At 68.9% G+C, this 25,478-nt stretch carries 24 protein-coding genes and 1 riboswitch; of the genes, 10 read left to right on the top strand and 14 right to left on the bottom strand.

Translation table 11 applies throughout. The features are described 5' to 3' along the window. The first annotated feature begins 2 nt into the window (after positions 1-2). Positions 3-281 carry an Lrp/AsnC family transcriptional regulator gene (locus tag NYO98_RS14825; RefSeq protein WP_268112515.1) on the top strand — a complete coding sequence of 93 codons (279 nt, stop codon included), beginning with the start codon at positions 3-5 and terminating at the stop codon, positions 279-281. Positions 282-283: 2 nt separating this feature from the next. Here the strand turns inward: NYO98_RS14825 and NYO98_RS14820 are convergent, their stop codons facing one another. After that, on the bottom strand, positions 284-2,074 hold the full coding sequence (locus NYO98_RS14820) for a DEDD exonuclease domain-containing protein (protein ID WP_268112514.1): 1,791 nt from the start codon (positions 2,072-2,074) through the stop codon (positions 284-286). A gap of 102 nt (positions 2,075-2,176) precedes the next feature. Here NYO98_RS14820 and NYO98_RS14815 point away from each other — a divergent pair, with 102 nt between their 5' ends. From NYO98_RS14815 to NYO98_RS14795, 5 genes are all read left to right on the top strand, one after another. Then, entirely contained in the window at positions 2,177-2,455 is a 279-nt protein-coding gene (locus NYO98_RS14815) for a hypothetical protein (RefSeq protein WP_268112513.1), read from the top strand. A gap of 10 nt (positions 2,456-2,465) precedes the next feature. Continuing rightward, entirely contained in the window at positions 2,466-3,707 is a 1,242-nt protein-coding gene (locus NYO98_RS14810; protein ID WP_268112512.1) for an NYN domain-containing protein, read from the top strand. A gap of 66 nt (positions 3,708-3,773) precedes the next feature. Further along, a complete protein-coding gene (locus tag NYO98_RS14805; protein WP_268112511.1) occupies positions 3,774-3,980 on the top strand; it encodes a hypothetical protein in 207 nt (68 codons plus the stop codon). A 140-nt stretch (positions 3,981-4,120) separates the two neighbouring features. Then, positions 4,121-4,256: riboswitch (cyclic di-AMP (ydaO/yuaA leader) on the top strand. 99 nt (positions 4,257-4,355) lie between these two features. Further along, positions 4,356-5,282, top strand: coding sequence for a C40 family peptidase (locus NYO98_RS14800; RefSeq protein ID WP_268112510.1), 927 nt, complete (start codon positions 4,356-4,358; stop codon positions 5,280-5,282). A gap of 61 nt (positions 5,283-5,343) precedes the next feature. Beyond that, entirely contained in the window at positions 5,344-6,534 is a 1,191-nt protein-coding gene (locus tag NYO98_RS14795) for a hypothetical protein (RefSeq protein ID WP_268112509.1), read from the top strand. Positions 6,535-6,861: 327 nt separating this feature from the next. On the opposite strand, the gene NYO98_RS14785 is transcribed toward NYO98_RS14795, so the two are convergent. The 9 genes from NYO98_RS14785 to NYO98_RS14745 form a co-directional block, all read right to left on the bottom strand. Next, a complete protein-coding gene (locus NYO98_RS14785; RefSeq protein WP_268112507.1) occupies positions 6,862-7,062 on the bottom strand; it encodes a Flp family type IVb pilin in 201 nt (66 codons plus the stop codon). 183 nt (positions 7,063-7,245) lie between these two features. Continuing rightward, positions 7,246-7,893: a response regulator transcription factor gene (locus tag NYO98_RS14780; RefSeq protein WP_268112506.1), complete on the bottom strand. Its 648-nt coding sequence runs from the start codon at positions 7,891-7,893 to the stop codon at positions 7,246-7,248. Next, a complete protein-coding gene (locus NYO98_RS14775; protein WP_268112505.1) occupies positions 7,868-9,439 on the bottom strand; it encodes a sensor histidine kinase in 1,572 nt (523 codons plus the stop codon). Before NYO98_RS14775 ends, NYO98_RS14780 begins: the two co-directional genes overlap by 26 nt. Positions 9,440-9,447: 8 nt before the next feature. Beyond that, positions 9,448-10,377, bottom strand: a complete 930-nt coding sequence (locus tag NYO98_RS14770; RefSeq protein ID WP_268112504.1) for a type II secretion system F family protein — start codon at positions 10,375-10,377, stop codon at positions 9,448-9,450. A 1-nt stretch (position 10,378) separates the two neighbouring features. Next, positions 10,379-12,271 carry a type II secretion system F family protein gene (locus NYO98_RS14765; RefSeq protein ID WP_268112503.1) on the bottom strand — a complete coding sequence of 631 codons (1,893 nt, stop codon included), beginning with the start codon at positions 12,269-12,271 and terminating at the stop codon, positions 10,379-10,381. Next, complete coding sequence (locus tag NYO98_RS14760) at positions 12,268-13,605, bottom strand: CpaF family protein (protein WP_268112502.1); 1,338 nt, start codon at positions 13,603-13,605, stop codon at positions 12,268-12,270. The genes NYO98_RS14765 and NYO98_RS14760 overlap by 4 nt, the downstream gene beginning before the upstream one ends. Positions 13,606-13,715: 110 nt before the next feature. Then, a complete protein-coding gene (locus NYO98_RS14755; protein WP_268112501.1) occupies positions 13,716-14,957 on the bottom strand; it encodes an AAA family ATPase in 1,242 nt (413 codons plus the stop codon). After that, positions 14,954-15,706 carry a Flp pilus assembly protein CpaB gene (gene cpaB, locus NYO98_RS14750; protein ID WP_268112500.1) on the bottom strand — a complete coding sequence of 251 codons (753 nt, stop codon included), beginning with the start codon at positions 15,704-15,706 and terminating at the stop codon, positions 14,954-14,956. Before cpaB ends, NYO98_RS14755 begins: the two co-directional genes overlap by 4 nt. 273 nt (positions 15,707-15,979) lie before the next feature. Next, positions 15,980-17,776, bottom strand: a complete 1,797-nt coding sequence (locus NYO98_RS14745) for an AMP-dependent synthetase/ligase (protein ID WP_268112499.1) — start codon at positions 17,774-17,776, stop codon at positions 15,980-15,982. A 130-nt stretch (positions 17,777-17,906) separates the two neighbouring features. Here NYO98_RS14745 and NYO98_RS14740 point away from each other — a divergent pair, with 130 nt between their 5' ends. Genes NYO98_RS14740 through NYO98_RS14730 form a run of 3 tightly spaced genes read left to right on the top strand, consistent with a single transcriptional unit; the run spans position 17,907 to position 19,929 of the window. Then, positions 17,907-18,344, top strand: coding sequence for an SRPBCC family protein (locus tag NYO98_RS14740; RefSeq protein WP_268112498.1), 438 nt, complete (start codon positions 17,907-17,909; stop codon positions 18,342-18,344). A 14-nt stretch (positions 18,345-18,358) separates the two neighbouring features. Then, positions 18,359-19,555 carry an ArsA family ATPase gene (locus NYO98_RS14735; protein ID WP_268112497.1) on the top strand — a complete coding sequence of 399 codons (1,197 nt, stop codon included), beginning with the start codon at positions 18,359-18,361 and terminating at the stop codon, positions 19,553-19,555. Next, positions 19,552-19,929: a hypothetical protein gene (locus NYO98_RS14730; protein ID WP_268112496.1), complete on the top strand. Its 378-nt coding sequence runs from the start codon at positions 19,552-19,554 to the stop codon at positions 19,927-19,929. The genes NYO98_RS14735 and NYO98_RS14730 overlap by 4 nt, the downstream gene beginning before the upstream one ends. Before the next feature lie 43 nt (positions 19,930-19,972). Here NYO98_RS14730 and NYO98_RS14725 read toward each other — a convergent pair whose 3' ends face one another. Both NYO98_RS14725 and NYO98_RS14720 read right to left on the bottom strand, forming a co-directional pair. After that, entirely contained in the window at positions 19,973-21,193 is a 1,221-nt protein-coding gene (locus NYO98_RS14725) for a pilus assembly protein TadG-related protein (RefSeq protein ID WP_268112495.1), read from the bottom strand. Next, positions 21,178-21,630, bottom strand: a complete 453-nt coding sequence (locus NYO98_RS14720; protein ID WP_268112494.1) for a TadE family protein — start codon at positions 21,628-21,630, stop codon at positions 21,178-21,180. The genes NYO98_RS14725 and NYO98_RS14720 overlap by 16 nt, the downstream gene beginning before the upstream one ends. 158 nt (positions 21,631-21,788) lie before the next feature. Between NYO98_RS14720 and NYO98_RS14715 the strand changes: the two genes are divergently transcribed. Continuing rightward, a complete protein-coding gene (locus NYO98_RS14715; RefSeq protein WP_407673923.1) occupies positions 21,789-22,751 on the top strand; it encodes an ROK family protein in 963 nt (320 codons plus the stop codon). On the opposite strand, the gene NYO98_RS14710 is transcribed toward NYO98_RS14715, so the two are convergent. Further along, the gene (locus NYO98_RS14710) at positions 22,744-24,123 is read right to left on the bottom strand and encodes a hypothetical protein (RefSeq protein WP_268112492.1); all 1,380 of its coding nucleotides are present in this window, start codon (positions 24,121-24,123) and stop codon (positions 22,744-22,746) included. The two genes, NYO98_RS14715 and NYO98_RS14710, sit on opposite strands and share 8 nt — an antisense overlap. Positions 24,124-24,208: 85 nt before the next feature. Continuing rightward, a complete protein-coding gene (locus NYO98_RS14705) occupies positions 24,209-25,444 on the bottom strand; it encodes an ornithine cyclodeaminase family domain (protein ID WP_268112491.1) in 1,236 nt (411 codons plus the stop codon). Between the last annotated feature and the right edge of the window lie 34 nt (positions 25,445-25,478).

Below are 25,478 nucleotides of genomic sequence, written 5' to 3'. Positions count from 1 at the left end.
CCATGATCACCGCCATCGTCTTCGTGAAGGCCGACGTCGCCCGCATCCCCGAGGTCGCGGAGGAGATCGCGTCGCTCGACGGCGTCAGCGAGGTCTACTCGGTGACCGGCACCATCGACCTCATCGCGCTCGTGCGGGTGCGGGAGCACGAGGACGTCGCGTCCGTCGTCGCGGACCGGCTCAACAAGGTCGAGGGGGTCACCGAGACCGAGACCCACATCGCCTTCCGCACCTACTCCAGGCACGACCTCGAGTCGGCGTTCAGCATCGGCCTCGACTGAGATCAGCGCACCGGCTGGTGCACCGGCGACGGAAGGCGCTGCTCGTCGAACGGGACCAGCGACAACCGCGACTGGTTGGCGGCGTCGTAGATCGCGAGGTGACGCGCCGCGCCACCGAGCGGACACACCCACTCGCCGTCGACGTCGACGAGGCGCACGCCCGGTGACTCGAGCCAGCGCAGGATCTTCTCGGTCTCCTCGGCCGTCGCGGCCGGCACCGGTCCGGGGGCGTCGCTGACGGTCTCGGCGCTGGCTGTCAGCTCGCGGACGTACTGGTGGGCGTCGGCGCCCGGCGGGATCAGTCCGGCCGCAGCGAGCCGCCCGTGGCGTACGACGTGCACCGACCAGCGGCCGGTGTCCTCCCGGCGTGCGGCGACGACCTCGGGGCAGCGGGTCAGGGCCGACAGGCGCTGGGTGCGAGCGGCGGCGCGGACGAACGTGGCGAGCCGGTCGCGGTGGATGCCGGCCTCCTCGAACCGCTCCCGCTCGGCCAGCGCGCTCATGCGCCGGTTGATCGCCTCGACCACCTCGTGGGGGCTTCGCACCAGCGTGTCGCGCAGCTGACGGACGATCGCGGCATAGGTCGAGGCATCGGTGGAGCCGTCGCAGGGGGACAGGCACCGTCCCATCTCGGCCAGGACGCACGCCGAACGCGAGGGGGCCAGCGGCAGCCGCCCGCTGCACTGCCGGACCGGGAACGTCTCGTGCAGGGCGGCCAGGCACTTCTCGGCCGTCTTCTTCGAGGAGAACGGGCCGAGGTAGTCGGCGTCGTCGTCGAGGACCTTCCGCACCAGGGACAGCCGTGGCCAGGCCTCACGGGTGAGCTTGAGGAAGTGGACCTTCTCAGGGAACCGCGACCGGCGGTTGTACTTCGGCTTGTGCTCGGCGATCAGCCGCAGCTCGCGCACCTCGGCCTCGAGCGCGGTGGCGCACTCGATGCCCGTGACCGACTCGGCGAGGCCGACCATCTCGCCGATCCTGGTGCGGGTCTCCGACGACGTGAAGTAGGTGCGGACCCGGGTGCGGAGGTCCTTGGACGTCCCGACGTATAGGACGCGCGAGCGGTCGTCGCGGAAGAGGTAGACGCCGGGGGAGTGGGGCAGACCCTCGGCCAGGTGGCGCTTGCGGCGCTGGGCCGTGCTGACCCGGGACGAGAAGGTCTGGAGCTCCTCAAGGGTGTGTACCCCGAGCCCGCCGAGCCGTTCCATCAGGCCGTGCAGCACGTCGACCGTGGCCCGCGCGTCGGAGAGCGCACGGTGGTTGGGCGTCGTCGTCGAGCCGAACAGCTTGGCCAGCGACGACAGCTTGCAGTTGGGGGCGTCGTCGCGGGTGATCACGCGTCGGGCGAGCTTGGCCGTGTCGAGCACCTCGAACTTCGGCCAGGGGCGTCCCTGCCGGCGCGCGAAGTGCTGAAGGAACCCGACGTCGAACGGCGCGTTGTGCGCGACGAGGACGCACCCGGCCGCGAAGTCCAGGAACGCCGGCAGCGCGGCCTCGATGGGGGGTGCGTCGTGGACCATCGAGTTGCTGATGCCGGTCAGCACGGCGATGAACGCGGGGATCTCGGTGTGGGGGTTGACCAGTGTCTGAAACTCGCCGAGCACCTCGCCGCCCCGCACCTTGACCGCGCCGATCTCCGTGATCATCGACCCGGCCTCGGCCGAGCCGCCCGTGGTCTCGAGGTCGACCACGCAGAAGGTGAGGTCCCGCAACGGCCGCCCCAGCTCGTCGAAGCTGCGCTGGGCCTCCCAGCGGGACCTCTCGCGAGTCGGACGGTGGGCGGTGGTGCTCATGTCGACGACGCTAGACGTGGGATCCGACATCGGGGCCGCGGCGCGCGGACTACGCTGACCGCGCCCGACCCACCGAAGCGATCGACGACCCGAGGAGATCCCGTGCCCGACCAGACCAGCGACCTCCGCGTTCCCGGCGACGGTGCGCGGCGCCTGCGCTGCGGCGGCTGCGGCAACCTCACCCGCTTCGACGTCACCCGCACCCGTCGCACCACGGAGTACTGGCACTTCGACCTCGCCGGCGACCACCAGGTCGAGGAGGAGACGGTCCGCTCCGAGGAGATCGAGTCGGTCGCCTGCCGCTGGTGCGGCCGCAGCGACGCCATCGAGGTCGTCGACCGCGCGTCGGCCGACACCTCCGCCGACCCGGCTGCCGGATGACGGGACGTCCGTGACCGACCCGGCTCCACTCCCGGAGCGGCTGCGCCTGCGGGTGGTCGCCCTGGTCTCGGCGGTCCTCCCGTCGATCACCCCGGTGCCACCGGCGTTGCGCAAGGTCGCAGCCTTCGCGCCGGCCCGCCGCGCCCGGCTCGGTGGTGCTGCCATCTGGACGGCGCTCGAGCACGATGAGTTCCGCGAGCACGCGGCGGTCCAGGTCTCGGCCGTGCCCGGCGCTGCCGACGACCCCCTCGACACCGCCGCCCGCGCCTGGCTGGTCAGGGCCGACGGGTGGGAGCGCGTCGTGTCCGAGGTCGCCGGGTCGCTCGAGCAGGACCAGGCGCGCGACGAGCAGTCGCACGCCGAGCAGGCGCGCCTGACCGCGCAGGTCGCCGCCCTCCAGGCCGAGCTCAGCGCCGTGCGCGCCCAGCACAGGGAGGAGCTCGAACGCGCGAGGGCCGACCACAAGGTGCTGCGCCAGCGGCTCGGCGAGGCGCGGGGCGTGCTGCGTGCGGCCGAGGAGGCGCGCGATGCCGCCGACGCCGCCCGGGACGAGGCCGTCGCGGCGGCCGAGGTCGCCACCCGCACCGCGGAGGCGGACGTACGGCGCCTGCGCGCCCAGCTCGAGGAGGCCGAGGCCGGCCTCGCGGCCAGCCGCCGGGAGGTGAGGTCCGACCGCGACGCCGCGAGCATCCGCGCGCGGCTCCTGCTCGACGCCGTCGTCGACGCCGCGACGGGGCTGCGCCGCGAGCTCGCGCTGCCGGCCGTCAGCGGCGCTCCCGGAGACGCCGTCGAGGCATCCCTGGCCGGCGTCGACGCCGCCCCTTCCTCCAGCGCACCGGCCACACCGGCGTTGCTCGAGCAGACCCTGGCGCTGCCACGCGCGCGGCTCGTCATCGACGGCTACAACGTCACCAAGCAGCGGTGGCCGACCGCGAGCCTCGAGGCCCAGCGGAGCCGCCTGGTCGCTGCGCTCGGCCCGCTGGTCGCCCGGACCGGGGCGGAGACGACCGTGGTGTTCGACGCGGCGGAGTCCACGGTGCGTACGGCGATGCCGGCGCCTCGCGGGGTCCGGGTGGTGTTCAGCCCCGCGGGCGTCATCGCCGACGACGTCATCCGCCAGCTGGTGGACGCCGAGCCCCGGGGTCGCGTGGTGGTCGTGGTCTCGGACGACCAGGCGGTGGTGCGAGATGTCGCACGCGGGGGAGCGAGGGGCGTTCCTGTCGCGGCGCTGCTCGGTGTGATCGCTGGTTAGTCGGGCACGCCGGTGGGCGACACGCCGCGGAAGCCGTTGTCGGTGGTCCCTGTCACCGTTCGGGACATGACGACACGGATCGACTGCGACACCTGCGTGGTGCGCGGGCTGCACTGCCACGACTGCGTGGTGACGGTGCTCCTCGGCCCACCACCCGAGCTGACCATCGACGACGACGAGATGGCGGCCCTCGACGTCCTGGCCTCGGGCGGCCTGGTGCCGCCGTTGAGGCTGGTCGAGCCCGTCTCCGGGCCGGTGATCGAGTCCGCCTGACCGGTTCGCGACACGAGTCCCCACAAGTTACTGCCGAAGATTGGCGACGGGCCGATCGTCGGTCTAGGGTGTGGGCTGACGTCCGTGGCAGTGGGTCACCCGGCCCGCGCGGGCGTCGCGCCGAGTCGTGGACCACACCCCCGCATCACCCGTGGTCGACGAGCCGGGGAACCACACTTCCCCCTGGGGTGAATCGCCTGCAAGGCGTGCCGCGCGAGCGGCACGAGGAGCAGGAGTAGGCCTGTCGTGGCCGAACCCGTCAGCTCACCTGGTAGGCGTACGACACCCCGAGGAGTTCCCCCGCTCGTGGCTCACACCCGCAAGCGAGTTGGCGCGACCGTTCTTGGTCTCTCCGCAATCGCCGCCATCGCATTCGTGCCCGCTACCCCCGCCCAGGCCGACCCCGACATCAAGGACGTCAAGGTCCGTGTCGACCGCCTCTACCACGAGGCCGAGGCGGCGCAGGAGCGCCTCCACGACGCGAAGCTCGACCTCGCCGACCTCCGGAGCGACCTCAACGGCCTCAAGGCCGACCAGGAGCGCCAGGACGAGCGGCTCGACGCCGTCCGTGACCAGGTCTCCGACGCGGTCGTCCGGCAGCTCGAGGGAGAAGGCATCGCGACCGTCGGCCAGATCGTCGTCTCCGACGACCCGGGAGCCTTCCTCGACTCCCTCTCGACCATGTCGTCGTTCAACGACCTGCAGGCCTCCCTGCTGTCCGACTACGACACCGAGCTGCAGGCTCTCGACATCCGACGTGAGGCCACCGCGGCCCGCACGAAGGAGATCGCCGAGATCACCGAGCAGCTGAGCGCCGAGAAGGACACGGTCGACGAGAAGCTCGCCGAGGCCAAGGACCTGCTCGCCGACCTCGAGGCCGAGGAGCGCGAGCGGGTGCTCGCCTCGCGTGGCACCACGACTCGCGCGCCCAGCTCGGTCTCCGTCCCCGCGTCCGGTCGCGCCGCCGCCGCTGTGCAGTACGCCATGGCGCAGGTCGGCGACGCCTACGTCTACGGCGCCATGGGTGAGAACGCCTTCGACTGCAGTGGTCTCACCATGCGCGCCTGGGCCCAGGCCGGCGTGTCGCTCCCGCACTCGTCCAGCGCCCAGTTCAGCTCCGGTCCGCGCATCGCCGCCAGCGACCTGCAGCCCGGTGACCTGGTGTTCTACTACAGCCCGATCAGCCACGTCGGCATGTACATCGGCAACGGCATGATCGTCCACGCCGCCAACCCCGGCACCGGCGTCGCCGTCTCGGGGCTCTACTCGATGCCCTACGTCGGCGCGGTCCGCCCTGGCTGACCAGCAGACCTCGAAGGCCGGTCGTCCACTCCTGTGGGCGGCCGGCCTTTCGCTGTTTCTCGTGGTCGGGCTCGTCCTGGTGCTCCTGACGCGCGACGGCAGGCAGGACGTCACGCCCGCCACGCCCTCCGACGCACCGCGTGCAAGCCCCGCGGAGGCTGCCTCGGCACTCGCCGCCTTCGTCGAGGCGGTGGAGCGACGTGACGCACGTGCGCTGGAGCAGCTGGCTCCTCCGTCGCCTCCGGCCGCCCGTGACCTGCTCTCGGACATCGCGGCGAACGTCGACTCGCTCGACCTCGACGGGGTCAGCGCGCGGTACGTCGACCAGGCGGGTGCTGTTGCGCCTGACGGCTCCTGGAGCGGTGTCGCGGAGCTCGGCTGGCGGCTCCGTGGCTTCGACCAGGAGGCCGCGCGAAGCGAGGTGGTGGTGAGGTTCGCCCCCAGCGGGGAGGGCCTGGGCATCGTGGGGTTCGAAGCACGGGGAGACGGGACCCGTCTGCCCCTGTGGCTCCGGGCCCCGCTGTCGGTGACGCGATCGGACAGGGTCCTCGTCATGGTCGACGGACCGCAGGACGAGGCTGACAGCGTGGCCGCTCGCGCCACGCGGGGGATCGGCGTCGTGCGGCGGGTCCTCCCGGACTGGAGCGGACCGGTCGTGGTGGAGGTCCCTGCGACCGCCGCCGACCTCGACGAGGCGCTCGGGGTGGCACCCGGGACCTACGCCGGCATCGCCGCCGTCACGGCGCCGGCCGGGTCCGACGACGACGGTCGCGGCCCCGTCCACGTGTTCGTGAACCCCGACGTGACGGACGGTCTTCGTCGCGCGGGCGCCCAGGTGGTGATGAGCCACGAGCTCGTCCACGTGGCGACGGACGCCGTACGGCGACCGGTGGAGTCGTGGTTGCTCGAAGGCTTTGCAGACTACGTCGCGCTGCGCGACTCGCCGCTGCCGGACGACGTGACGCTGGGCCGTGCGATTGCGGCGGCGAGGAGGGACGGTGTGCCGCGGTCGTTGCCGCGGGCCACCGACTTCGACACGCGTGGGCAGGACCTGCAGGCGCGCTACGAAGAGGCGTGGCTCGCGTGCCGGATCATTGCCGAGCGCGGGGGGGAGAACGGGCTGAAGGACCTCTACCTCCGTGCATCCGGGGGTGGCTCGACAAAGCGGCTGCTTCGGCACTCGTCGCTGCCGCTCAATGCACTGGTAAAGACCTGGCGCGACCGACTGAGGCTGCTCAGTCGGTCGTCGTGAGAACAAATGCACGGAAGGCGGCCGGAGAACCAACCGCCTTCTGATCGCCCTGCTCGAACCGCCTACGCGGCCGGGCCTGCCATCACGTGTCCCACCAGTTCGCCCTTTCGTACAGACCCATCACAGGGCCACCGAGCGCGGCCACTGCGCCGACGATGACCGCTGCGATGAGCGCGATCAGGAGTCCGTACTCCACGGCCGTGGCTCCGATTTCGCTCCGTGGTGCCTTCGCACGGACGAGTAGCTTCGTCATCAGGACCTCCGGGCTGTAAGTGACTGAACCGGCGCCGCAAGGTGCTGCGGCGCCGGTTCCGTTCGAGACATGGATCAGGCGCCGCCGCCGCCGATGGTGTCGCTGACGTCCTGGAACCCACCGAGGATCTGCTGGCCGAGGGTCGCGACGACGGTCACGATAACGGCGGCGATGAGGGCGACGAGCAGCCCGTACTCCACCGCGGTGGCGCCCTTCTCCTCGTCGTTGCGGTCGGCGATCATGAAGAGCTGGAAGGCGATGAACTTCTCGAGCATTGGATTTCCCCTTGTGTCTGTTTGGTGTGAGTCTCTGGATTCGAGCCCACGAGGACCCGTCGAAGAGAACTCTGCCAAGATCGGGAAGCTGTCGAATCAGGTGATCGGTCCGCGATGCATAGTCCCTTGTGACCATTCGTGACCCACCCCCTCAGGCTCCCGCATAACACGGATCGGCGCGGGTCAGAACCGTTGGGGGAAGGTGTGGTCGAGCAGGCCGAGCCGCATGGCAGCCACCAGAGCCTGGGCGCGGTTGGCGGCGCCGAGCTTCTGGTAGATGTGGGTAATGTGCGTCTTGGCCGTCGATTCGCTCAGGTAGAGGCGACCGGCAATCTCGCTCGTGCCGAGCCCGTCCGCCAAGAGTGTCAGCACTTCATCCTCGCGCGCGGAGAGCTTCGGAGGTGCAGGGTTGGTCGCCCGGCGCATCATCGCTGCGCTCAGGCCAGCGCAGAGGAAGGTGCGTGGTGCCACGGCAGCGTGTTTCGCTGCGCTGACGACCTCTGTCGCCTTGGTGTCCTTACCGACGAATGCGGAGGCTCCAGCCTCCATCGCCGCGAAGATCTGGTCGTCTCCGGCGTGCATCGTCAGGACCACGACGCCCGTCGTGTCGCTGATGCGCCGAATGGCTCGGGCGACGTCGAGGCCGTGCCCGTCGGGTAGTTGGAGGTCGGTCACCACGACGTCAGGCTGCAAGGTCTCCCACGCCGCCACGCCCTGCGCCACGGTGGCGGCCTGGCCTACGACCGACATGTCGTCGTCGCGCTCGAACGCGCGGGCAAGTCCCTGGCGGATGAGTTCGTGGTCGTCAACCAGTAGCACGGTGGTGCTCATGGGTGGCCTCTCTCTTGGAGGTGGTGGGAGTGGGTGACCGCAGGCTGACGACGGTGCCGCCGTCACGGCGAGCGTCGATCTCGAGCAGGGCGCCCACGCCATGCGCCCGCTCCCTCATCGTCTGGATACCCCAGTGGTGCTCGCGGGGGTTGGCATTCCCGACTCCGTCGTCCGCGATCTCCAGATTGAGCATTGCGCCGTCGGTGTCCAACGACACCCATAGGTTGCGGGCCTTGGCGTGCTTGCGCACGTTGCCGATGGCCTCTTGCGCGACACGCAGCACCTCGGTGGCCGTCCGTGGCGGGAGTGGAGGACCGGACTCAGCCAGCGACAGGTGGACCCGGATGCCGGAGGCATGGCCCACCTCACGTGCGTAGTCGGCCAGCGAGCTCGAGAGTCCGCCGTCCGTCACCTGGTGTCGGAGGTCGAATATCGAGAAGCGGATCTCGGACACGAGCCGGGTGATCTCGACACGCAGCACGGAGGCCAGCTCGCGGGTCTGCGGGTCGTCGCTAGTCGACTCGATCTCATCGACGAGGTACCCCAGGCCGACAATCTCCTGGGCGACGCCATCGTGCATCTCACGAGCGATCCGGTTGCGCTCCTCGGACGTCGCGAGGACGCGAACGTGGTCGAAGAGGACGGCGGTATCGAGACGGACTGCGAAGTCGTCGGCCACCTCTCGCGCCAGCTCGTCGAGCTGCTCGGTCCAGCGCGGAACTCCGACCAGGACGCAGTATCCAAGGACCTGTTGCGCGCCTCGAAGGGGGACGACAGCAGCACCCGGCGTGCGCTCGGCGTTGCCTGCGCCGATCTCGCGCGCCAAGCGCTCGACGTCGTCACCCCCGTTGAGGGGCCGAAGGCTCTGGTCTGGGGTGACCACGAAGACCGTCGTCCGGGCGGCACCCGTCGCTTGGCGCATCGCCGACTCCAGGTCGGTGGCGAGAGATGCGCTGTCGAGGCCGAGGTGACCAGATGTCGCGAGCTGGTAAATACGGGCCATCAGGTGGTGCGCGGCGGCGTAGGGCGCTTGTCGGGCGGCGAGGTCACGCCTGGACCGGGACTGCCAGCTGGCAAGCAGCCCCACTCCCAGGCCGATCATGAGCCACAGCACCATGGAGGTGGCGCGCTTGTCGGCGTCGCCATATGGGTTGGCTGCCAAGGTCAATGCGCTTGCCAGTCCGGCCACCATTGTGACGTTGAGTGTGGTGATGAGTCCGTGACGGACACCCGCCACGATCGCGGGGAACGCCAGACACGCCCCGAGAACGGCCCCGGAGTCGGTCGCTACCACGATTGTCGGGACGACGACGGACTCGCCCATTACGAACCAGTGGGTGCGTAGATCGCGCGTGCGCCACTCGAGCAGTGCCAGGACGGCCGCCACCAGCGTGATCACGACCACGATGGGAGCTGTCTCGACGACGACTCCGTCGCTGATCGCGATGCCGGCGCCCAAAGCGAGCGCGAAGACGCGTACAGCCGTGGTGGTGCGCCACGTCTGTAGCTGGGGCCCGTCAGGTGATCCCGTGGGGAACGTCTGCACAGAGACCTCTACCCGCCGAACGCGTCCATGATGCCGATCGCGGCCGGACCCATTACCACGAGGAAGAGGCACGGGAGGATGAAGAGGACGAGTGGCACCATGATCTTGACGGGCACCTGCTGCGCCTTCTCCTCGGCGCGCTGCCGCCGCTTGGTCCGCATCTCCTGGCTCTGGATGCGGAGGACGCGGCCGATGGGGATGCCGAGGCTGTCGGCCTGCACCATCGAGGTGCAGAACGATCGCAGGTCCTCTAAGGACGACCGCTCGGCCATGGCGCGCATGGACTCCACCCTGCCACGTCCAATCTGCATCTCCTGGAGCAGGCGTTGGAACTCCTGCGAGAGCGGACCCTCGGTGTTCTGCGCGACGCGGCCCACAGCGGCATCGAAACCGAGTCCAGCCTCCACGGAGACCGTCAGCAGGTCGAGAGCGTCCGGTAGCGCCTTGCGCATCAGCGTTTCGCGCTTGCTGCCGGCGTTGTAGAGAAGGATGTTGGGCAGGAGATAGCCGAAGGCGGCGATGGCCGCGCCAACTATGATGACACGGTAGAAGGGCCACGACGTGCTCGAGACGTAGAGGAAGCCGATGGCCCCGAAGACTCCCAAGCCAAGTACCTTGAGGCCGAGGATGCGGTTGACGTCCCAACCGGTGGGGTTCCCGGCGATGTCCAGCCGGTGCTGGATCTTCTTCGCGGTGTCCGCGCGCACGAGCTTGCGGCCGAGGCCGACAAATCTGTCACCCAGCGGCGCCAGCACGCGCTCGGCGAAAGGCAGCTCGAGCTCGGCCCGGATGGCATCGGGGGCGGCGTCGAGAGCCTTGATGGACGCGACTGAACGCGCCACGCCTCGTCGTTCTGCGGTTGCCACTCCGATGAGCGAAAGGGCGAGCGTGCTGGCCAGGAACAGAAGGATGGCGCCTAGCATCAGGGTCGGGGACATGTCAGACCTCCACCTTGGCAAGCTTGGCCATCGCAAAACTGCCTAGGGCGAGCAGGAACCCGGCAGCGCCCAGAATCGCGAAACCAATACCGGTCGTGTAAAGCGGGCGTACGTAGTCCGGGTTGCCCACCAGCAGATAAAAGAACATCCCCACGGGAAGCGCCCCCAACAGCCAGGCCGACATTCGACCTTCCGCGCTCAATGACCTGACCTGTCGACGGAGATACTCCCGCTCGCGCAGAGTGTCGGACACCGTGTGCAGAATCTCTGCGAGGTTGCCGCCCACTTCACGCTGGATCCGGATGGCCATGACGACCCACTTGAAATCCTCGCTCTCCATGCGCTCGCTCACGCCGTCAAGTGCGTCGGTGATGTCGATGCCGAGACGCTGCTCGACCAGCGCTCGCCGAAACTCGCCGGAGATCGGCTCGCTTCCCTCGCGCACCACTGTGTCAACCGCCTGCGGAAGGGAGAGCCCCGCCTGAAGCCCGCCAGCCATCAGGCCGAGAGACGTCGCCAAGTTGGCATTGAACATGTTGAGTCGTCGCCGGTGGCGGAACTTGAGGTACACCCATGGCAAGACGATGCCGAGCGCGAGTCCCACCAAGGACAGAATTGCTCCGCCCATAACGAACCCTCCAAGAGCGGCCAGCACCGCTATGCCGGCATGGAGCAATAGCCACTCGGCTGCGGTCAAGGCCGAGCCGGCGCCAGTGAGGCGCTGGGAGATCCGGGTCTCGAGGTCCGCCGAAACCACCTTGTCCGCGACTGCGACAGCTGAGCCCTTGAGGTCAGTCTTCGCGGCCATGCGCCGCCGGCCCCCCGACTTGTCGTCACCGAAGTAGGTGTCCAGACGCCGCTCTGTACCGGATCGGGTGTCGGTGGCCCCGACGAGGATCGTGGCCAGAAGCCCGCCGAGACCTACGGCAAGGGCGAGGGCGCCCAGCAGCATGACCGGCTTGCTGACGAGGGCCTTCCCCGAGTCGACGACGTCGAGCTGCGCCCCCGTGCCCTTGAAAGCGACCAGGGCGGAGTCGTGGTAGGTCTGACCGCCGGACTCTAGGGTCACGTCGACCGGTGCGTCGGACGTCAGGTCGCCCGGCGGCTGAAACGAGATGAGCAGCTGCTGGGACAGCGCGTCCGCCTGCTCGCCGAAGACGGTGGATAGGGCGGCCGGATCCGCCGGGATGACGCTGCCGCCGGTGGCGTCCACGAGGCCGGCGAGCTCCTCGGCGCGTTCGGCCTCGGCAAGCGACACGACGTCCACGACCACTTCGGCGTCCGCCGCCTCGCGTGACAGGACCTCGAGGGTCGTCGTGCTGGCGGTGTCGGCGCCGTCGGACAGAACGAGGATCGAGCGCGAACCCTCGTCGCCGAGCGCGGACATGCCTGCCGCGATGCCGTCGTAGACACTCGTCCCGCGCTTCAGCGTGATGCCGTCGAGTGCCGCCTCGACCGCGCCGTGGTCGATCGTCGGGTCGATGGTCGTCGAGACCTTACCCGCGAAGGCGACGAGACCGATCTTCACGTCGTCCGGCGCGGCAGAGAGGAACGCGTCGACGGCCTGCTTGGCGGCGTCGAACCTGCCGTCCCGCTGCATGCTGTTGCTCGCGTCGAGGACCAGCACCGTCGACCGCTCGATGTCTCCTGCGCTGACCGACTTGACCGTCGAATCCACCGCCCGGCCGTCAACTGCCACCTGGACGGAGTCCGGCTTGGCACCCGCCCCGTCCGGCAGGTGGTCGACCGAGAGCAGGAGGTCGACCTCGGTGGTCGTCGCCTCGACGTGGTCGATCGTGATCTCGTCCGCAGCGGATGATGCGGTCGCTGTCGACATCAGGAGGCCCGCCACGACGGCCGAGACGGCTGACAACCGGTGGACGAGCCTGCTCATCGTCGACCGCCGGACGCGAAGATCGCGGGGTCCATGTGCACGCCGTGGTCCTGCAGCCGCTCGATGAACCGCGGCCGGAGGCCGGTGGAGACCAGGCCGCCCTTGAACTTGCCCATCTCGTCCAGGCCGGCGGCGTAGTCGAAGAGGAAGACGTCCTGGGTGGTGATGATGTCACCCTCCATGCCCACGATCTCCGTGATGGCGGTGATGCGTCGGGTGCCGTCCTTGAGACGGCTCTGCTGGATGATCAGGTCGACGGCGCTGGCGACCTGCTCACGGATGGCTCGGACGGGGAGGTCCATGCCCGCCATGAGGACCATGGTCTCGAGTCGCGCGAGAGCGTCTCGCGGGGTGTTGGCGTGAAGGGTCGAGATCGACCCGTCGTGACCCGTGTTCATCGCCTGGAGCATGTCGAGCGCTGCCGCGTCGCGGATCTCGCCGACCACCACGCGGTCAGGTCTCATGCGCAGGGAGTTCTTGACGAGGTCGCGGATGGTGACCGCGCCCTTGCCCTCGATGTTGGGCGGTCTTGACTCCAGACGCAGCACGTGGTCCTGCACGAGACGCAACTCCGCGGCGTCCTCGATGGTGACGATGCGCTCGTCGTCGGGGATGAAGGACGAGAGGACGTTGAGTGTGGTCGTCTTTCCCGCGCCGGTGCCGCCGGAGACGAGGATGTTGAGGCGGCCCTTCACGCAGCCGGCCAGCAGGTCGGCGGACTGACGTGTCAGCGTGCCGAAGCCGATGAGGTCCTCGACGGTGTACGGGTCCTCGGAGAACTTGCGGATGGTGAGCTTTGAGCCGTCGAGCGCGAGCGGCGGGATGATTGCGTTCACGCGGCTGCCGTCGGGCAGGCGGGCGTCTACCATGGGGCTTGTCTCGTCGACGCGTCGGCCGATCTTGCCGACGATCTTGTCGATGGTGCGGCGCAGGTGCGCCTCGTCGGAGAACGACGTACCGGTCTTGACGAGCTTGCCGCTGCGCTCGATGTAGATGCTGTCGTAGGCGTTGACCATGACCTCGGACAGGTCGGGGTCGCGCAGCAACGGCTCGATCGGCCCGTAGCCGAGGATGTCGTCCGCGATCTCCTGGGCGATACGCGTCCGGTCGGCCGAGGTCATCGGCATGTCCGTGTCGGCCAGCGTCGTCTGCAGCGCCACCCGCACCTGCTGCTCGAGCTCTGACTGTGTCATGTTGGCGTCGTACAACTTCGGTCCGATGGACTCGACGAGCCGCGCGTGCACGATCCGCTTGAGGTCGCGGAAGGCGTCCGTCCCGGCCGACCCCTTCTGCTGACGACGGGCGGCCAGGCTCGATGCGGAGGTGACAGCCATCCCGGGCTCGTTGCCCGGGCTTGCAGGTGCGGTCGTGGGAGCCGCCGCCTGCGCGGCGGGTGCACTGGACGTGCGAGTTGCAGCGGCGAGACGGTCGCTGAGGCCCATGGTCAGCCCTTCCTGCGGCGAAGTCGGCTGGCTTTGCGCCCGCCGGTGTCGGATGTGTGAGCGGCGCTGGTCGAAGAGCCGGCAAGGTTGGTTGCGAAGCGCGCCAACGCCTTGCTGTTCTGGTGGCCGGAGTAGGCGCGGACCAGCGGTTCACCGCGGTTGACCGCGTTGAGCACCTCGTTGGCCGAGACCAGGGTGATGTCCGCCTTGAGGCTCAGCGTCGACTCGTACTCGTCCACCGACAGACCGACACGGCCGTCCGCACGATTCAGCACGAACCGCCACGTGTCCTTGGCGAAGTTGAGGAGCTCGAGCGTGTTGGTCGCCAGCCGGAGACCCTTCAGCGCGGGGATGTCGAGGGTGCCGACCAGCACGATGCTGTCGCTGCGGTCGAGAGCGGTGAGTGCGTGGTCGTCGAAGACGCCGGACGTGTCGACCACCACGACCTCGAACCGGTACTTGAGCGCGTCGAGGAGCTTGCCGACGTCCTCCGCGGTCGCCTGCTCGGGACCATCCAAGCGAATCGGTGCAGCGACGATCGACAGGTTGTCCGAGTACTTCGTCAGGACGGAGTCGATGGCCCCCTCGTCGATGACACCGCGGAATCCGGCCAGGTCGTTGATCGTCCGAGTGGGATTCAGCTGCAGCATGATGGCGACGTCTCCGCTGTTGACGTCCAGGTCGACCAGGCACACGCGACGTCCGGCGTCTGCCAGGGCGACCGCCACGTTCGTCGCTACCAGGCTCTTGCCGACGCCGCCTTTCGTGGAGAAGACCGTGTGAAGTGTGCCGGTCGGCGCCGCAGCCGCTGCCTGCGCGGCGGCCGCCTCTGCCTCGAGTTCTGCCTTGGCCGCGTCAGCCGCCGCCTGGGCCTCGCCCATCAGCGTTTGGCCGATCGCGCTGGCGACGCTCCGCGCACGCTGTACGGCCGTGGTGACACCGGCCAGGTCCCGCGCGCCGACGACCTCGCGCATGCCACTGCGCAATGCGAGGGCGAGCGCGTCACTGTTGACAGTGTCGCGGAGCAAGATGACACCAAGGTCGGGACGCTGGACCCGGGCCCACTGGGCGAACTCGGCGGCGACGTCCGCCGGGACCGAAGGGCCGACGACGACGGCGAACTCGTGTGGTGTGACTTCTAGGTGTCTGCGAAGCTCATCCATGTCGCGGAACGACGCGGACCCGTGCAGCATCGCTTGTAGAATGCCGGCCTGCGACGTGTCCGGCTCGAGGATCGCGGTCACGGTGCTGCCTTGAAGAGCTCTGGCATCACACCGCCGAGCCCGACGCCGGGCTCATCCTGTGCAGCGCTGTCATCAGTCAGCAGGGCAAAAGTGAGCTCGGTCGTACGGTCCGCGTGGATCAGTTTCTCGGCCTCAGCCTGACTCACCGCGAGCGTGAGGATGGTCTTGGGGACCTCCTCGACGACCTGCTCTCCGTCATCGCTGCGGGTGGTGCGCGAGGTGACGCTGGTCGTGCCTACACCGACGACCTGCACCCGTCCCAGGACTACACGCGTCCAGTCGCCGAGCTTGGTCTCGTCGCCGTTCGGCGCCAGTCGAACCGGGGAAATGGCTGTGCCGAATATCGCGACCTCGTTGCCCGGATTGACGAAGCCCGCGACGCGCTCCCAGTCGGTCAGCTCGACTGAGACCGCCATCTTCTCGTCGGGGATGACGAGTGACGCGGTGTCGCCGAGGGTGCCGAACTTCTTCGCGATGAGTTGCTCACCGGGATAGATCGCGCCGGTCGCGACAAGGTCCGAGATGGAGCTCGTCGAGGACAGCGCACCTTCGACCACGTCGTCGCGCCGGACCTCCTTGGTGTCGAACTTGCCGGCCTCCTGTGCAGCGGAGACGGACTCGCCGGACTCAAGCGTCTCGGTCGCCACCAGGACCTCGACGAGTTCCTGGCCCTCGGCCGCGCGGGCGTCGATGCCCTGGACATAGACAACGATCAACGCAGTGCCGATCAGCGCGATCAGCACGGCCACCATGAGAAGAATAGAACGACGAGCCATGGGGCAGTCCTTCGGTTCAGGGAACCGAGGCGTTGGGGCTCGGTTCACACAACAGGGCGCCGGGAACAAGCCTTGGGAGGACCCGATGCCCAACCCAGCGGCCCGAATCTAAAGGCGCATCCGATGGGCCGCGGGCTAAACCTGACAAACCACCCGATCATGGTTCTGAGCTAGTCCGTTGTGACTAGGTCGACCTAGTCGAGGTCTAGCCAGTCGTGTCGGTCCCGGTCGACCCGAGAAGGTCAGTCACCCGAGGTAGAGGGCCTCGATCTCGTCGCGCGACTCCCGCATCACGACGCGACGCTTCAGCTTCAGGCTGGGCGTGAGCTGGCCACCCTCCTCGGTCCACTCGCCGGTCAGGATCGTGAACTTGCGGATGGACTCGGCCTTGGAGACGGCCTTGTTCGCGTCGTCGACGGCCTCCTGGATGGCGGCGACCAGGTCGGGGTCGTCGACCGCCGCGGCGGGGTCGGCGGGCTTGCTGTGCTGCTCGGCCCACGCGGGGAAGGTCTCGCGGTCGATGGTGACGAGCGCTCCGATGAACGGCTGTCCGTCGCCGACGACGAGGCACTGGTCGACGAGGGCGTGGGCGCGGAGGCGGTCCTCGAGTACGGCGGGCGCGACGTTCTTGCCGCCGGCGGTCACGAGGATCTCCTTCTTGCGTCCGGTGATGCGGACGAAACCCTCGTCGTCGACCTCGCCGACGTCGCCGGTGTGGAACCACCCGTCGTAGTCGACGGCCTCGGCCGTGGCCTCGGCGTTGCCCCAGTAGCCGGCGAAGACCTGGCCGCCGCGGAAGAGCAGCTCGCCGTCGTCCGCGACGCGCACGCTGGTGCCGGGCAGCGGGCGACCGACGGTGCCGATCTTCGTGGCGTCGGGGAGGTTGGCCGACAGCGCCGCGGTCGTCTCGGTCAGGCCGTAGCCCTCGAGCACGGTGAGGCCGATGCCGCGGTAGAAGTGGCCGAGGCGGTCGCCCAGGGGCGCGCCGCCGGAGATGGCGTACGCACAGCTCCCGCCCAGCGCCTGGCGCAGCTTGCCGTAGACGAGGCGGTCGAAGAGCGCGTGCTGCGCGCGCAGGCGCACCGGCACCCGCTTGCCGTCCGAGGCGCGCGACCAGGCGATGGCGACATCGGCAGCGCGGTCGAAGATCCTGCCGCGACCGTCGGCGGTGGCGCGCTGGGATGCGCTGTTGAAGACCTTCTCGAAGACCCGCGGGACGGCCAGGATGAAGGTCGGCTTGAACTCGCCGAGGTCGGCCACCAGGTTCTTGATGTCGGCGCTGTGGCCCAGCTTGGCGCGGCTCTTCACCGCGCCGATCTGGATGATGCGCGCGAAGACGTGGGCGAGGGGCAGGAAGAGGAGCGTCGAGGCGTTGTGGGCGTCGAACAGCTCATGGAGCTCGTCGACGGCCACCCCCAGCTCGAACATGAAGTTGCCGTGGGTGAGCATGCAGCCCTTGGGCTTGCCGGTCGTGCCGCTGGTGTAGATCAGCGTCGCGACGTCCTGCGGGGTCGCGGTTGTACGCCGCTGCTCGAGCGTGTCGTCGGAGATGTCGGAGCCGAGACGCCGGAGCACGTCGACCGCGTTGTCCTGCAGCGACCACACGTGCTGGAGCTCGGTGAGGTCGCCGGCCTGGCGGGCATCGCGGACCCGGGCGAGATGGTCCGGGCCCTCCGCCACGATCGCGCGTGCACCCGAGTCCTGGAGGATCCACCCGATCTGCTCGGCGGAGGACGTCTCGTAGATCGGCACGGTGACCGCGCCGGCGAACCAGATGGCGTAGTCGAGGAGCGTCCATTCGTAGCGGGTCTTCGACAGCAGCGCGACGCGGTCACCGGCCTCGACGCCGGCAGCGACCAGCCCCTTGGCGACGGAGCGGACCTCGTCGAGGAAGGTCGCGGCCGTGACGTCGGCCCACCCGCCGCCGACGCGACGGCTGAACACCACCGTGTCCGCGAAGTCGCGGCCGTTGGTGACCACGTCGTCGGTGAGGTTCCCGGTGGACGGGATCGTGATGCTGAGCGGCGTCGAGAACTCCCGCACGGTGGGACCTCCTGGAGGGTCGTGGACTGCGGTCCGCAGGCTATCGCCTGAGGGATCCCGCCCGGCTTGCCGGGCGAGCAGCCCGAGCCTCGCAGCCGCTTGCGGCAGGAGCATGTCGTAGGCTCCGGCCATGGCCGAACAGACCTCCTCGTCGATCGTCGTCGACGCTCCTCCGGCCGACGTGATGGCCGTCATCGCCGACTTCGAGTCCTACCCCGAGTGGGCCAAGGGCGTCCAGACGGCCCAGGTCACGGTCCCCGGGTCGGGCGACCGCGCCGAGCAGGTCTACTTCGCCCTCGACGTCTCGCCCATCAAGGACGAGTACACCCTGGCCTACGACTGGAACGGCGACCGGGAGGTGACCTGGACCCTCGTCGAGGGCAACATGCTGCGCGCGCTCGACGGGGCGTACACGCTCGTCGACCGCGGCGACGGCAGCACCGAGGTCACCTACCGGCTCGCGCTCGACGTCAGCATCCCGCTCATCGGCATGCTCAAGCGCAAGGGCGAGAAGATCCTCATCGACGCGGCGCTGAAGGGCCTCAAGAAGCGCGTCGAGTCGCGCTGACCAGCGGTCCGGAGATGCGGATCCTGCTATTCACCGGCAAGGGCGGTGTGGGCAAGTCGACCCTCGCCGCCGCCACCGCGTGCGCGAGCGCCGCGGCCGGGCGCCGGACGCTCGTGCTGTCGACGGACGCCGCCCACTCCCTGGCGGACGCGTTGGACGTGCCTGCGACGGCGGAGCCCTCCGAGGCCGCAGCGAACCTGTGGGTCCAGCACGTCGACCCGCGGGAGCGCTTCGAGCGGTCCTGGGCCGACATCCAGGGATACCTGCTCAGCGTGCTCGACGTGGCCGGCGTCGATCCGGTCGCTGCCGAGGAGCTGACGGTGATCCCGGGCGCAGAGGAGGTCCTCGCGCTCCTCGAGGTCCGGGCGCAGGCGAGGTCGGGGGAGTGGGACGTGCTGGTCGTCGACTGCGCGCCGACCGCCGAGACCCTGCGACTCCTCGCCCTGCCGGAGGCGCTGGGCTGGTACATGACCCGCGTCCTGCCGGTCGAGCGGCGCGTCGTCAAAGCGCTGAAGCCCGTCCTCACCCGGGCTGCGGGCGTGCCGATGCCCGAGGACTCGGTCTTCGACGCCATCGAGCGGCTGCACGCCGACCTCGACGACGTACGCGCCGTGCTGACCGGGCCGGAGACCTCGGTGCGCCTCGTGCTCACGCCCGAGTCGGTGGTGCTGGCCGAGGCACGGCGCGCCTACACGTTCCTGACGCTCTTCGGCTACCGCGTCGACACCGCGATCGTGAACCGGGTGTTCCCCACGGAGGGCGCCGACGCGTGGCGCCGGAGCTGGGTCGCTGCGCAGGAACGGCACCTGGAGGACGCGGCCGACTCCTTCGCCGGCCTCGACCTCCGCACGTCCGTCTACCGGGCGAGCGAGCCCGTGGGGCGCGACGAGCTGCTCGACCTCGCGGCGTCGGTGTACGACGACGCGGACCCGGTCGCGCCCGGCACCTCGGTCCCGCCTCTGTCGGTCCGCACCACGTCGGTCGGCGCGGTGCTCTCGCTCCCCCTACCACTGGCCCACCAGGACGACGTGGGGCTCGTCCGGAAGGGCGACGAGCTCATCGTGTCCGTGGCGTCCTACCGGCGCCTGCTGACGTTGCCCTCCGGGCTGGCGCGGCAGCGGGTGGCCGGGGCGCGCGTGCGGGACGGCCGGCTGCAGGTCCGGTTCACCGAGGCGGCCGCACCGTCCGACCTGGTCGAGGAGGCCCTGTGACCGACCCCGAACCCGATGAGGTCGGGTCGCTGGGAGAGGAGGCCGCCAAGCTCCTCGGCGCCCTCTCCGGGTGGGCCCGCGAGCACGCAGCTGAGGCGGGCGACGGGCTGTCCGGACTCGCCTCGCAGGCTGCTGCGGCGGCGCACGAGGTGGACGACCACCTCGCGACGGGCGCGCCCGAGTGCACGGTGTGCCCCCTCTGCCGCACCGTCACGGCGGTGCGACAGGTCAGTCCGGAGGTGTCGGCGCACCTGTCGGCGGCGATGGGCTCCCTCGCCCAGGCTGCTGCGGCGCTCCTGGCAACGACCCAACGCACTACCGACGGCAATGGCAACGTCGAGCACATAGACCTCGACGACGACTGGACCAGCTAGTGCGGACAACGCTCGTGGTGTGGACGCATGAACGTCCCAACCGTCAGCGAACCAGACGGAGGTTGCCCCCGCCGCCATCGGTTCCGTCATCGCCGCCGGAAATGACGCCCTTAATAGCGAGATACAAGACGTTTGCCTCACCGTGCGGAGTCGGACTTGAGACTGTGTAGTTCTTCGGATTGTCCGTGTGGCACGGACCAGTAGAGGGCCATCGGACCGATGAGTAGCTTTCAAACTTGAACCCACACAATGTGACGACTCCGATGGCGGAGATCGGAAGCACGTACCCATCCTTGCCTGAGACCGCGTCCTTGCTGCACTGCCCTGGTGTACTGACGCCCTCGATAGTGGTAGTGGCAGTACAGAGGATGGGGAGCTCGAACGTCAGGCCGTCATCGATAACTGACTGCCACGAGCTCCGCATTTTGTCGTTGAACGAACTGCCAGTGTCTCGAATCAGGCAGAATTCAGAGGACGCCGAGTTCTTGTCCTTGGCCTTGCACTCAGCCCAGTTGGCGAGCTGGTTGTACCGGTCGGTCGGGTCTAAAGGTTGGTCGGGGACTGGACTGGCGGGGTTTGGGCATCCGTGCCTGATCCAGTAGAGCGTCGAGGCCGGCTTGTCCTCTCCGGACATGTCACCCTTCTTGTAGCCGGGGCACGCATAGCGCCCCCAAGTCCCCGAGACCTCCATTCCCGGGCAGTTCTCGTTCGTCTTGTTGCCCGCGACAATCTGAACGACGCGATCCAGCACCTGCGCCTGGGTCGAGCAGATCGGCCACGGGCGCATTCCGCTCTCGCCGCGGATGGAGCGATCGAATGTCGCCGATGCTGGCGTCTCCACTGTCACGTGGTCCGAGTCGCTCGCGATGCGTCCAAGGGTGAGTGGTGAGTCATAGGTGGCAGTGTAGGAGACACGAAGCTCGGAATCCGGATTGTCGCAAGAGACGTCCCAATCCACTCCAGTCGCCCCGGGCAGATTCTTCTCCAGCATATCGTCGGCAAGTTTCTTCGCTTGGGCATTCAGCCCAACGTTGTCGTCAAGGCTGCCGCACGTCACCTTTGACTTGACGTACAGGGTTGCAGCCGCAAGAACTGCGGAGTCTGCCGCCGTCTGTGCCTGACGTTTGTACGTGTAGGCAAGTCCGATGTCGACGGTAAGGGATGCAAGAACGAGTATGAACGTGCTCAGGACCCCGACGATGACCGCAATTGCGCCTTGCTCGTCAGAGCGCCGGTCGCTGTGATGTTTCAGGAGAACTCGCATCGGAAGACCCCCTTGCTGGAGAGCGTGCGTGTCGAACCGAGTCCCGGTACGGGCAGAATGACATCGGCCTCGTAGGTGATGTCCACCGCGACGCTGGCACCGTCCTCGGACTCACGGCACGGCTCTGCGGTCGAACTGCCACACCCTGCGGAGATACCGTCGTCCATGGACACCGTGATGTCGTCGGCGCCTAAGTCGTCCACCAGCGGTGCGGCCGCTATCGCTTCGGCTTTGACGTCGTCGCACGTGTGACCGGCGACTGCTGCAAAGCGCGCTGCCTGCCGCGCGGCGTTGGACAGGGCAAGGTCCTGTGCGAAGAGGAAGCCGAACGTCGCGATACCGAACAGCACCAAGATGAGGAGGGGCGCTACCAGCGCGAACTCGACTGCAGACGCACCCCGTTCGGTGCGGTCGTTGAGGCGTTGTCGCCAGCGCATGAGATCCCCTTTCCCCGAGTAGCTCGCCCGCCACCGTAGGAGGTGCCGGTCTCGGGTGTCGCTGGTTTGACGACACTCTTGACCGTCCGTGACGCAAGATGGCTCGAAGTGACTAGGCCGATGCTCCGATCGGGCCATGCGCTGCTCGGTGCGCCAAGATGTGGCTCGTGGATGAAGGCGTGGTGGTCGGGGTCGACATCGGCGGCACCAAGGTGCTTGCGGGCGTCGTCGACGGCGAGGGACGCGTCGCCCGCACCGCGCTTCGTACTACGCCCGGGCGTCGCGTCGCGACCAACCTCGTCGAGGACGCTGTGGTGGCAGCGGTCCTCGAGGCTGCTGACGGCAGGTCGCTCGTCGGGGTCGGGGTGGCCGCGGCCGGCTTCGTCGACGCGGCAGGGGAACGTGTCATGTTCGCGCCGCACCTGCCATGGATGGGCGAGCCGGTGAGGAACCTTCTCGCCGACCGACTTGGCTGCCCGGTCGGCCTGGACAACGACGCCAACTGCGCGGCCCGCGCAGAGGCCCGCTATGGCGCGGCCAAGGACGCGTCCTCGGCGCTGGTAATCACCATGGGCACGGGGATCGGCGGGGCGGTGCTGCTGCATGGGAAGGTGATGCGCGGCGCCAATGGAATGACGGGCGAGTTCGGGCACATGCGCGTTGTCCCCGAGGGGGTGGAATGCGAGTGCGGTCGTCGTGGCTGCTGGGAACAGTACTCATCAGGGAACGCTCTGGTTCGGAACGCGCGTGCGCTTATGGCCGACCAGCCTTCAGTGCTCATGGAGATGAGCGGCGGGTCGCCGGCGCATGTGACCGGTCCGATGGTCACCTCCGCGGCCGAGAAGGGCGACCTCGTGGCTCGCCAAGCGTTCGCTTCGGTGGGTGATTGGCTGGGTGTTGGCACCGCCAACCTCGTAGCGGCCCTCGATCCCGAGATCGTTGTTGTCGGGGGCGGCGTGTCGGCGGCAGGCGACCGCCTTCTCGATCCGGCACGCGCTGCCCTGCGTCAGGCCGTGGTGGGAGCAGAGCACCGCAAGATCCCGCAGATCGTAGCCGCTCGGCTCGGCCCTCTCGCGGGGATGGTGGGTGCCGCACTTGCCGCTCGGCCACCCCTCAACTGATCGAGCAGAACGGCTTGTCGCCGATGGGGATCGGCCTGAAGTGCAGAAGCTTGTACTGCCAGTACGGCAACGGCTCCAGATGCACCTGCCCCTCGTTCGGCCCGAAGTCGACGGGTCGGCCGCGAAGAGTGCCGGTGACGGTGAGGCCGGGATCGTCCTGAGCCATGCGTCGCAGGGCTAGAAGGGGGATGGCCAGGTCGTACCTCCTCGACCCCTCCAACACAGGGTCGTTCGATCCTTCGACCGTCATCAGGTCGTCCTGCCACGAGGTGAGGTGGGCGGTCGGCAGCACGAGGTGGTTGGCGCGGCCGGCCTCGGTCTGCACGCCGGAGAACATGGTGAAGACCCCGGTCGTCCGCAGGCCGAGATACGGATTCAGTGCCCAGAGCACGGCGAGAACCAGAACCGGGATATGCACCAGCATCGGACGACCGAACGATCGACGGCCGGCCGGTCGCCGCCACGTCCAGAGCGCAGCCAGGAAGAGTGCCAGTAGGTAGAGTTGCGCAGCGACGAACACGAGAGCCGTCGCTGCACCTGGGCTCGCATGGCCGATGAAGCCGAACAGGGCGAACGCAAGGAGAGCGGTGACCGCTGGCTTGCGCCGGGCGTCACGCGCGATGGCGGACTTGGCAGCCACCCCGCGGAAGACGCCGATCACCCGGTCCACCTCCTCGTCCGAGAGGAAGAGGACGAAGACAGCGAACAGGGCGCTCGTGAAGTCGACGACCGAGAACGCCGGGCTCATGCTGAGCGTGAAGTGGAAGAGCATCGCCACTCGGACCCAGTGCCGGCGGGTGAAGGGAAGGGCCAGGAGCAACGGGACGGACGTCTCCATGAGCAGGCTGGCGACCGGAAGCAGCAGGGTGTCCTGGAGGGGGGCGCTCAGGCCGTAGCTCGCCCGGCCAGCGATGGCGTTGGCACAGCTCGTGATCGGGTCGAGAAAGTGCGTGTTGTATTTCGAGAGCGCCGCGAACCCGTACACGACAAGGGTGACCATCCGCACGCCCGGGAAGGCCGCGGCCACGGCCGCAGGGGCGACAGTCCGCTTGACAAGCATCGTCAGGAGGATGGTGATGTTGACCAAGAGGATGAACGCCCAGTGGTCCGGGCTGCCAGGCATCTCAGCGACGTAGTCGGCCCCCTGCGCCAGCATCATGGCAACGAAAAGCCGACCGCTGGGACGTAGCACCACGGCCACCGCGAGGGCGACGGTGGCGATGCTCCACGGCGTGTGCAGAGCAGAGACGTTGGCCGCCACGAGGTGAACGACATGCGCGATGGCCCACATCCGCATGAAGAGCAGGGTCGTCGCACTCTTGGCCGTTGTGTCAACGTCCGCCGGAGCGGCTTCCTCGAGCTTGCTGGTCATAGTGCTCTGATCCTGTCCGCGCGCGAGTCCCGTACGGCGCGCCAGCGAGCGTAGGTCAATCCGGGCAGCCGGCGGGGCCGAATCGTCAACCGCGGCGGTAGTCGGCGACCAGCTCGAGCGCGAGCTGCTCCAGGAACAGGCCCACGTCCGTGACGATGCCGCGCCCCTGGCCGGTGCCTCGGTCGGCGAGCCGGGTGACCGTGGCCGGGTTGATGTCGACGCAGACGAGCGGCACGGACGCCGGCAGCAGGCTGCCGGTCGCGACGGCGTACAGCTGCGTCGCCATCATCAGGCAGTAGCCGATGTCGTGGATCTCGGCCCGCATCGCCCGCTGGCCCTCGACCACGTCGGTGTGGACCTCGGGGAGCGGCCCGTCGTCGCGGACGGAGCCGACGAGGACGAATCGCTTCCCAGCGGTGACGAGCGCGTGCATCATGCCGCTGCGCAGCACCCCGTCTCGCACCGCGCCCGCGATCGACCCGGCCCCGCGGATGGTGTTGACCGCCCGCACCCGGTGCTCGTGGCCGTGCTCGTGGCCGGGCCGGGTGTCGGTCTCGGGGGTGGGGCCGTAGAGGGCGGTCGCGATGTCGAGCGCGGCCACGGCATTGCCCGCGAACAGGACGTCGACCCACCCGGCCCGGACCAGGGCCGTCATGGCGGGCACGCCGCCCGCGTGGACCAGGCCGGGTCCGGCCACCCACAGCAGGCGCTTGCCGTCCTTCCGTGACTGCCGCATCCCGTCTGCCACCTGTCGGACGAGCACCGTCTGCGGTCGCTCCGGTCCGTGGTCGGCGTCGAACGACATGGCCGCCTCGACCGCGGGTGCCGGGCCCGGCACGCTCACCTGGATCCCCGCGGCACCCACCACGATCCGCATGCCCCGAGCGACGTCCGACATGGGGACGGTCCGCACGCGCCGGTCGCCGGAGCCCGACTCCTCGACGACCAGTCCGCAGTCCATCTCGGGGTTCTGGACGTCGTACCACCGACCTCCGAGGCGTACCCGCGTGTCGAGGTTGGTCGTCGCGTAGAACCCGTCGGGAAGGACGCCGTCCCGGTCGGCGGTCGTGACGCCGGCGTCGTCGTGGGAGAGCTGGTTGACCCCGCGGGTCTGCAGGCGCATGAGGAGGCGCTGGAGCGACTCCTCGTCGGGAGCCTCGACGGTGATGCGGGCGCTGCTCGGGTCGTGCGCCTCGTGGCCGACGTCGAACTCCTCGATGACGAAGTCCCCGCCGTACTCGCGGATGTCGTCGAGGACGCGCGACAGGATGCCGCTGTCCATGAGGTGCCCCGTGACCTCGACCGTCTCCCGCGCCCCCACGCTGACGACCCTACGCCTGCGCGAGGTCGACGGC

The organism is Nocardioides pini, from assembly GCF_026712185.1.
In the GTDB taxonomy this organism is placed as follows: Bacteria; Actinomycetota; Actinomycetes; order Propionibacteriales; family Nocardioidaceae; genus Nocardioides; species Nocardioides pini.
The sequence above is the reverse complement of the archived record's forward strand: the minus strand, read 5'-3'. Positions and strand labels throughout refer to the sequence as shown.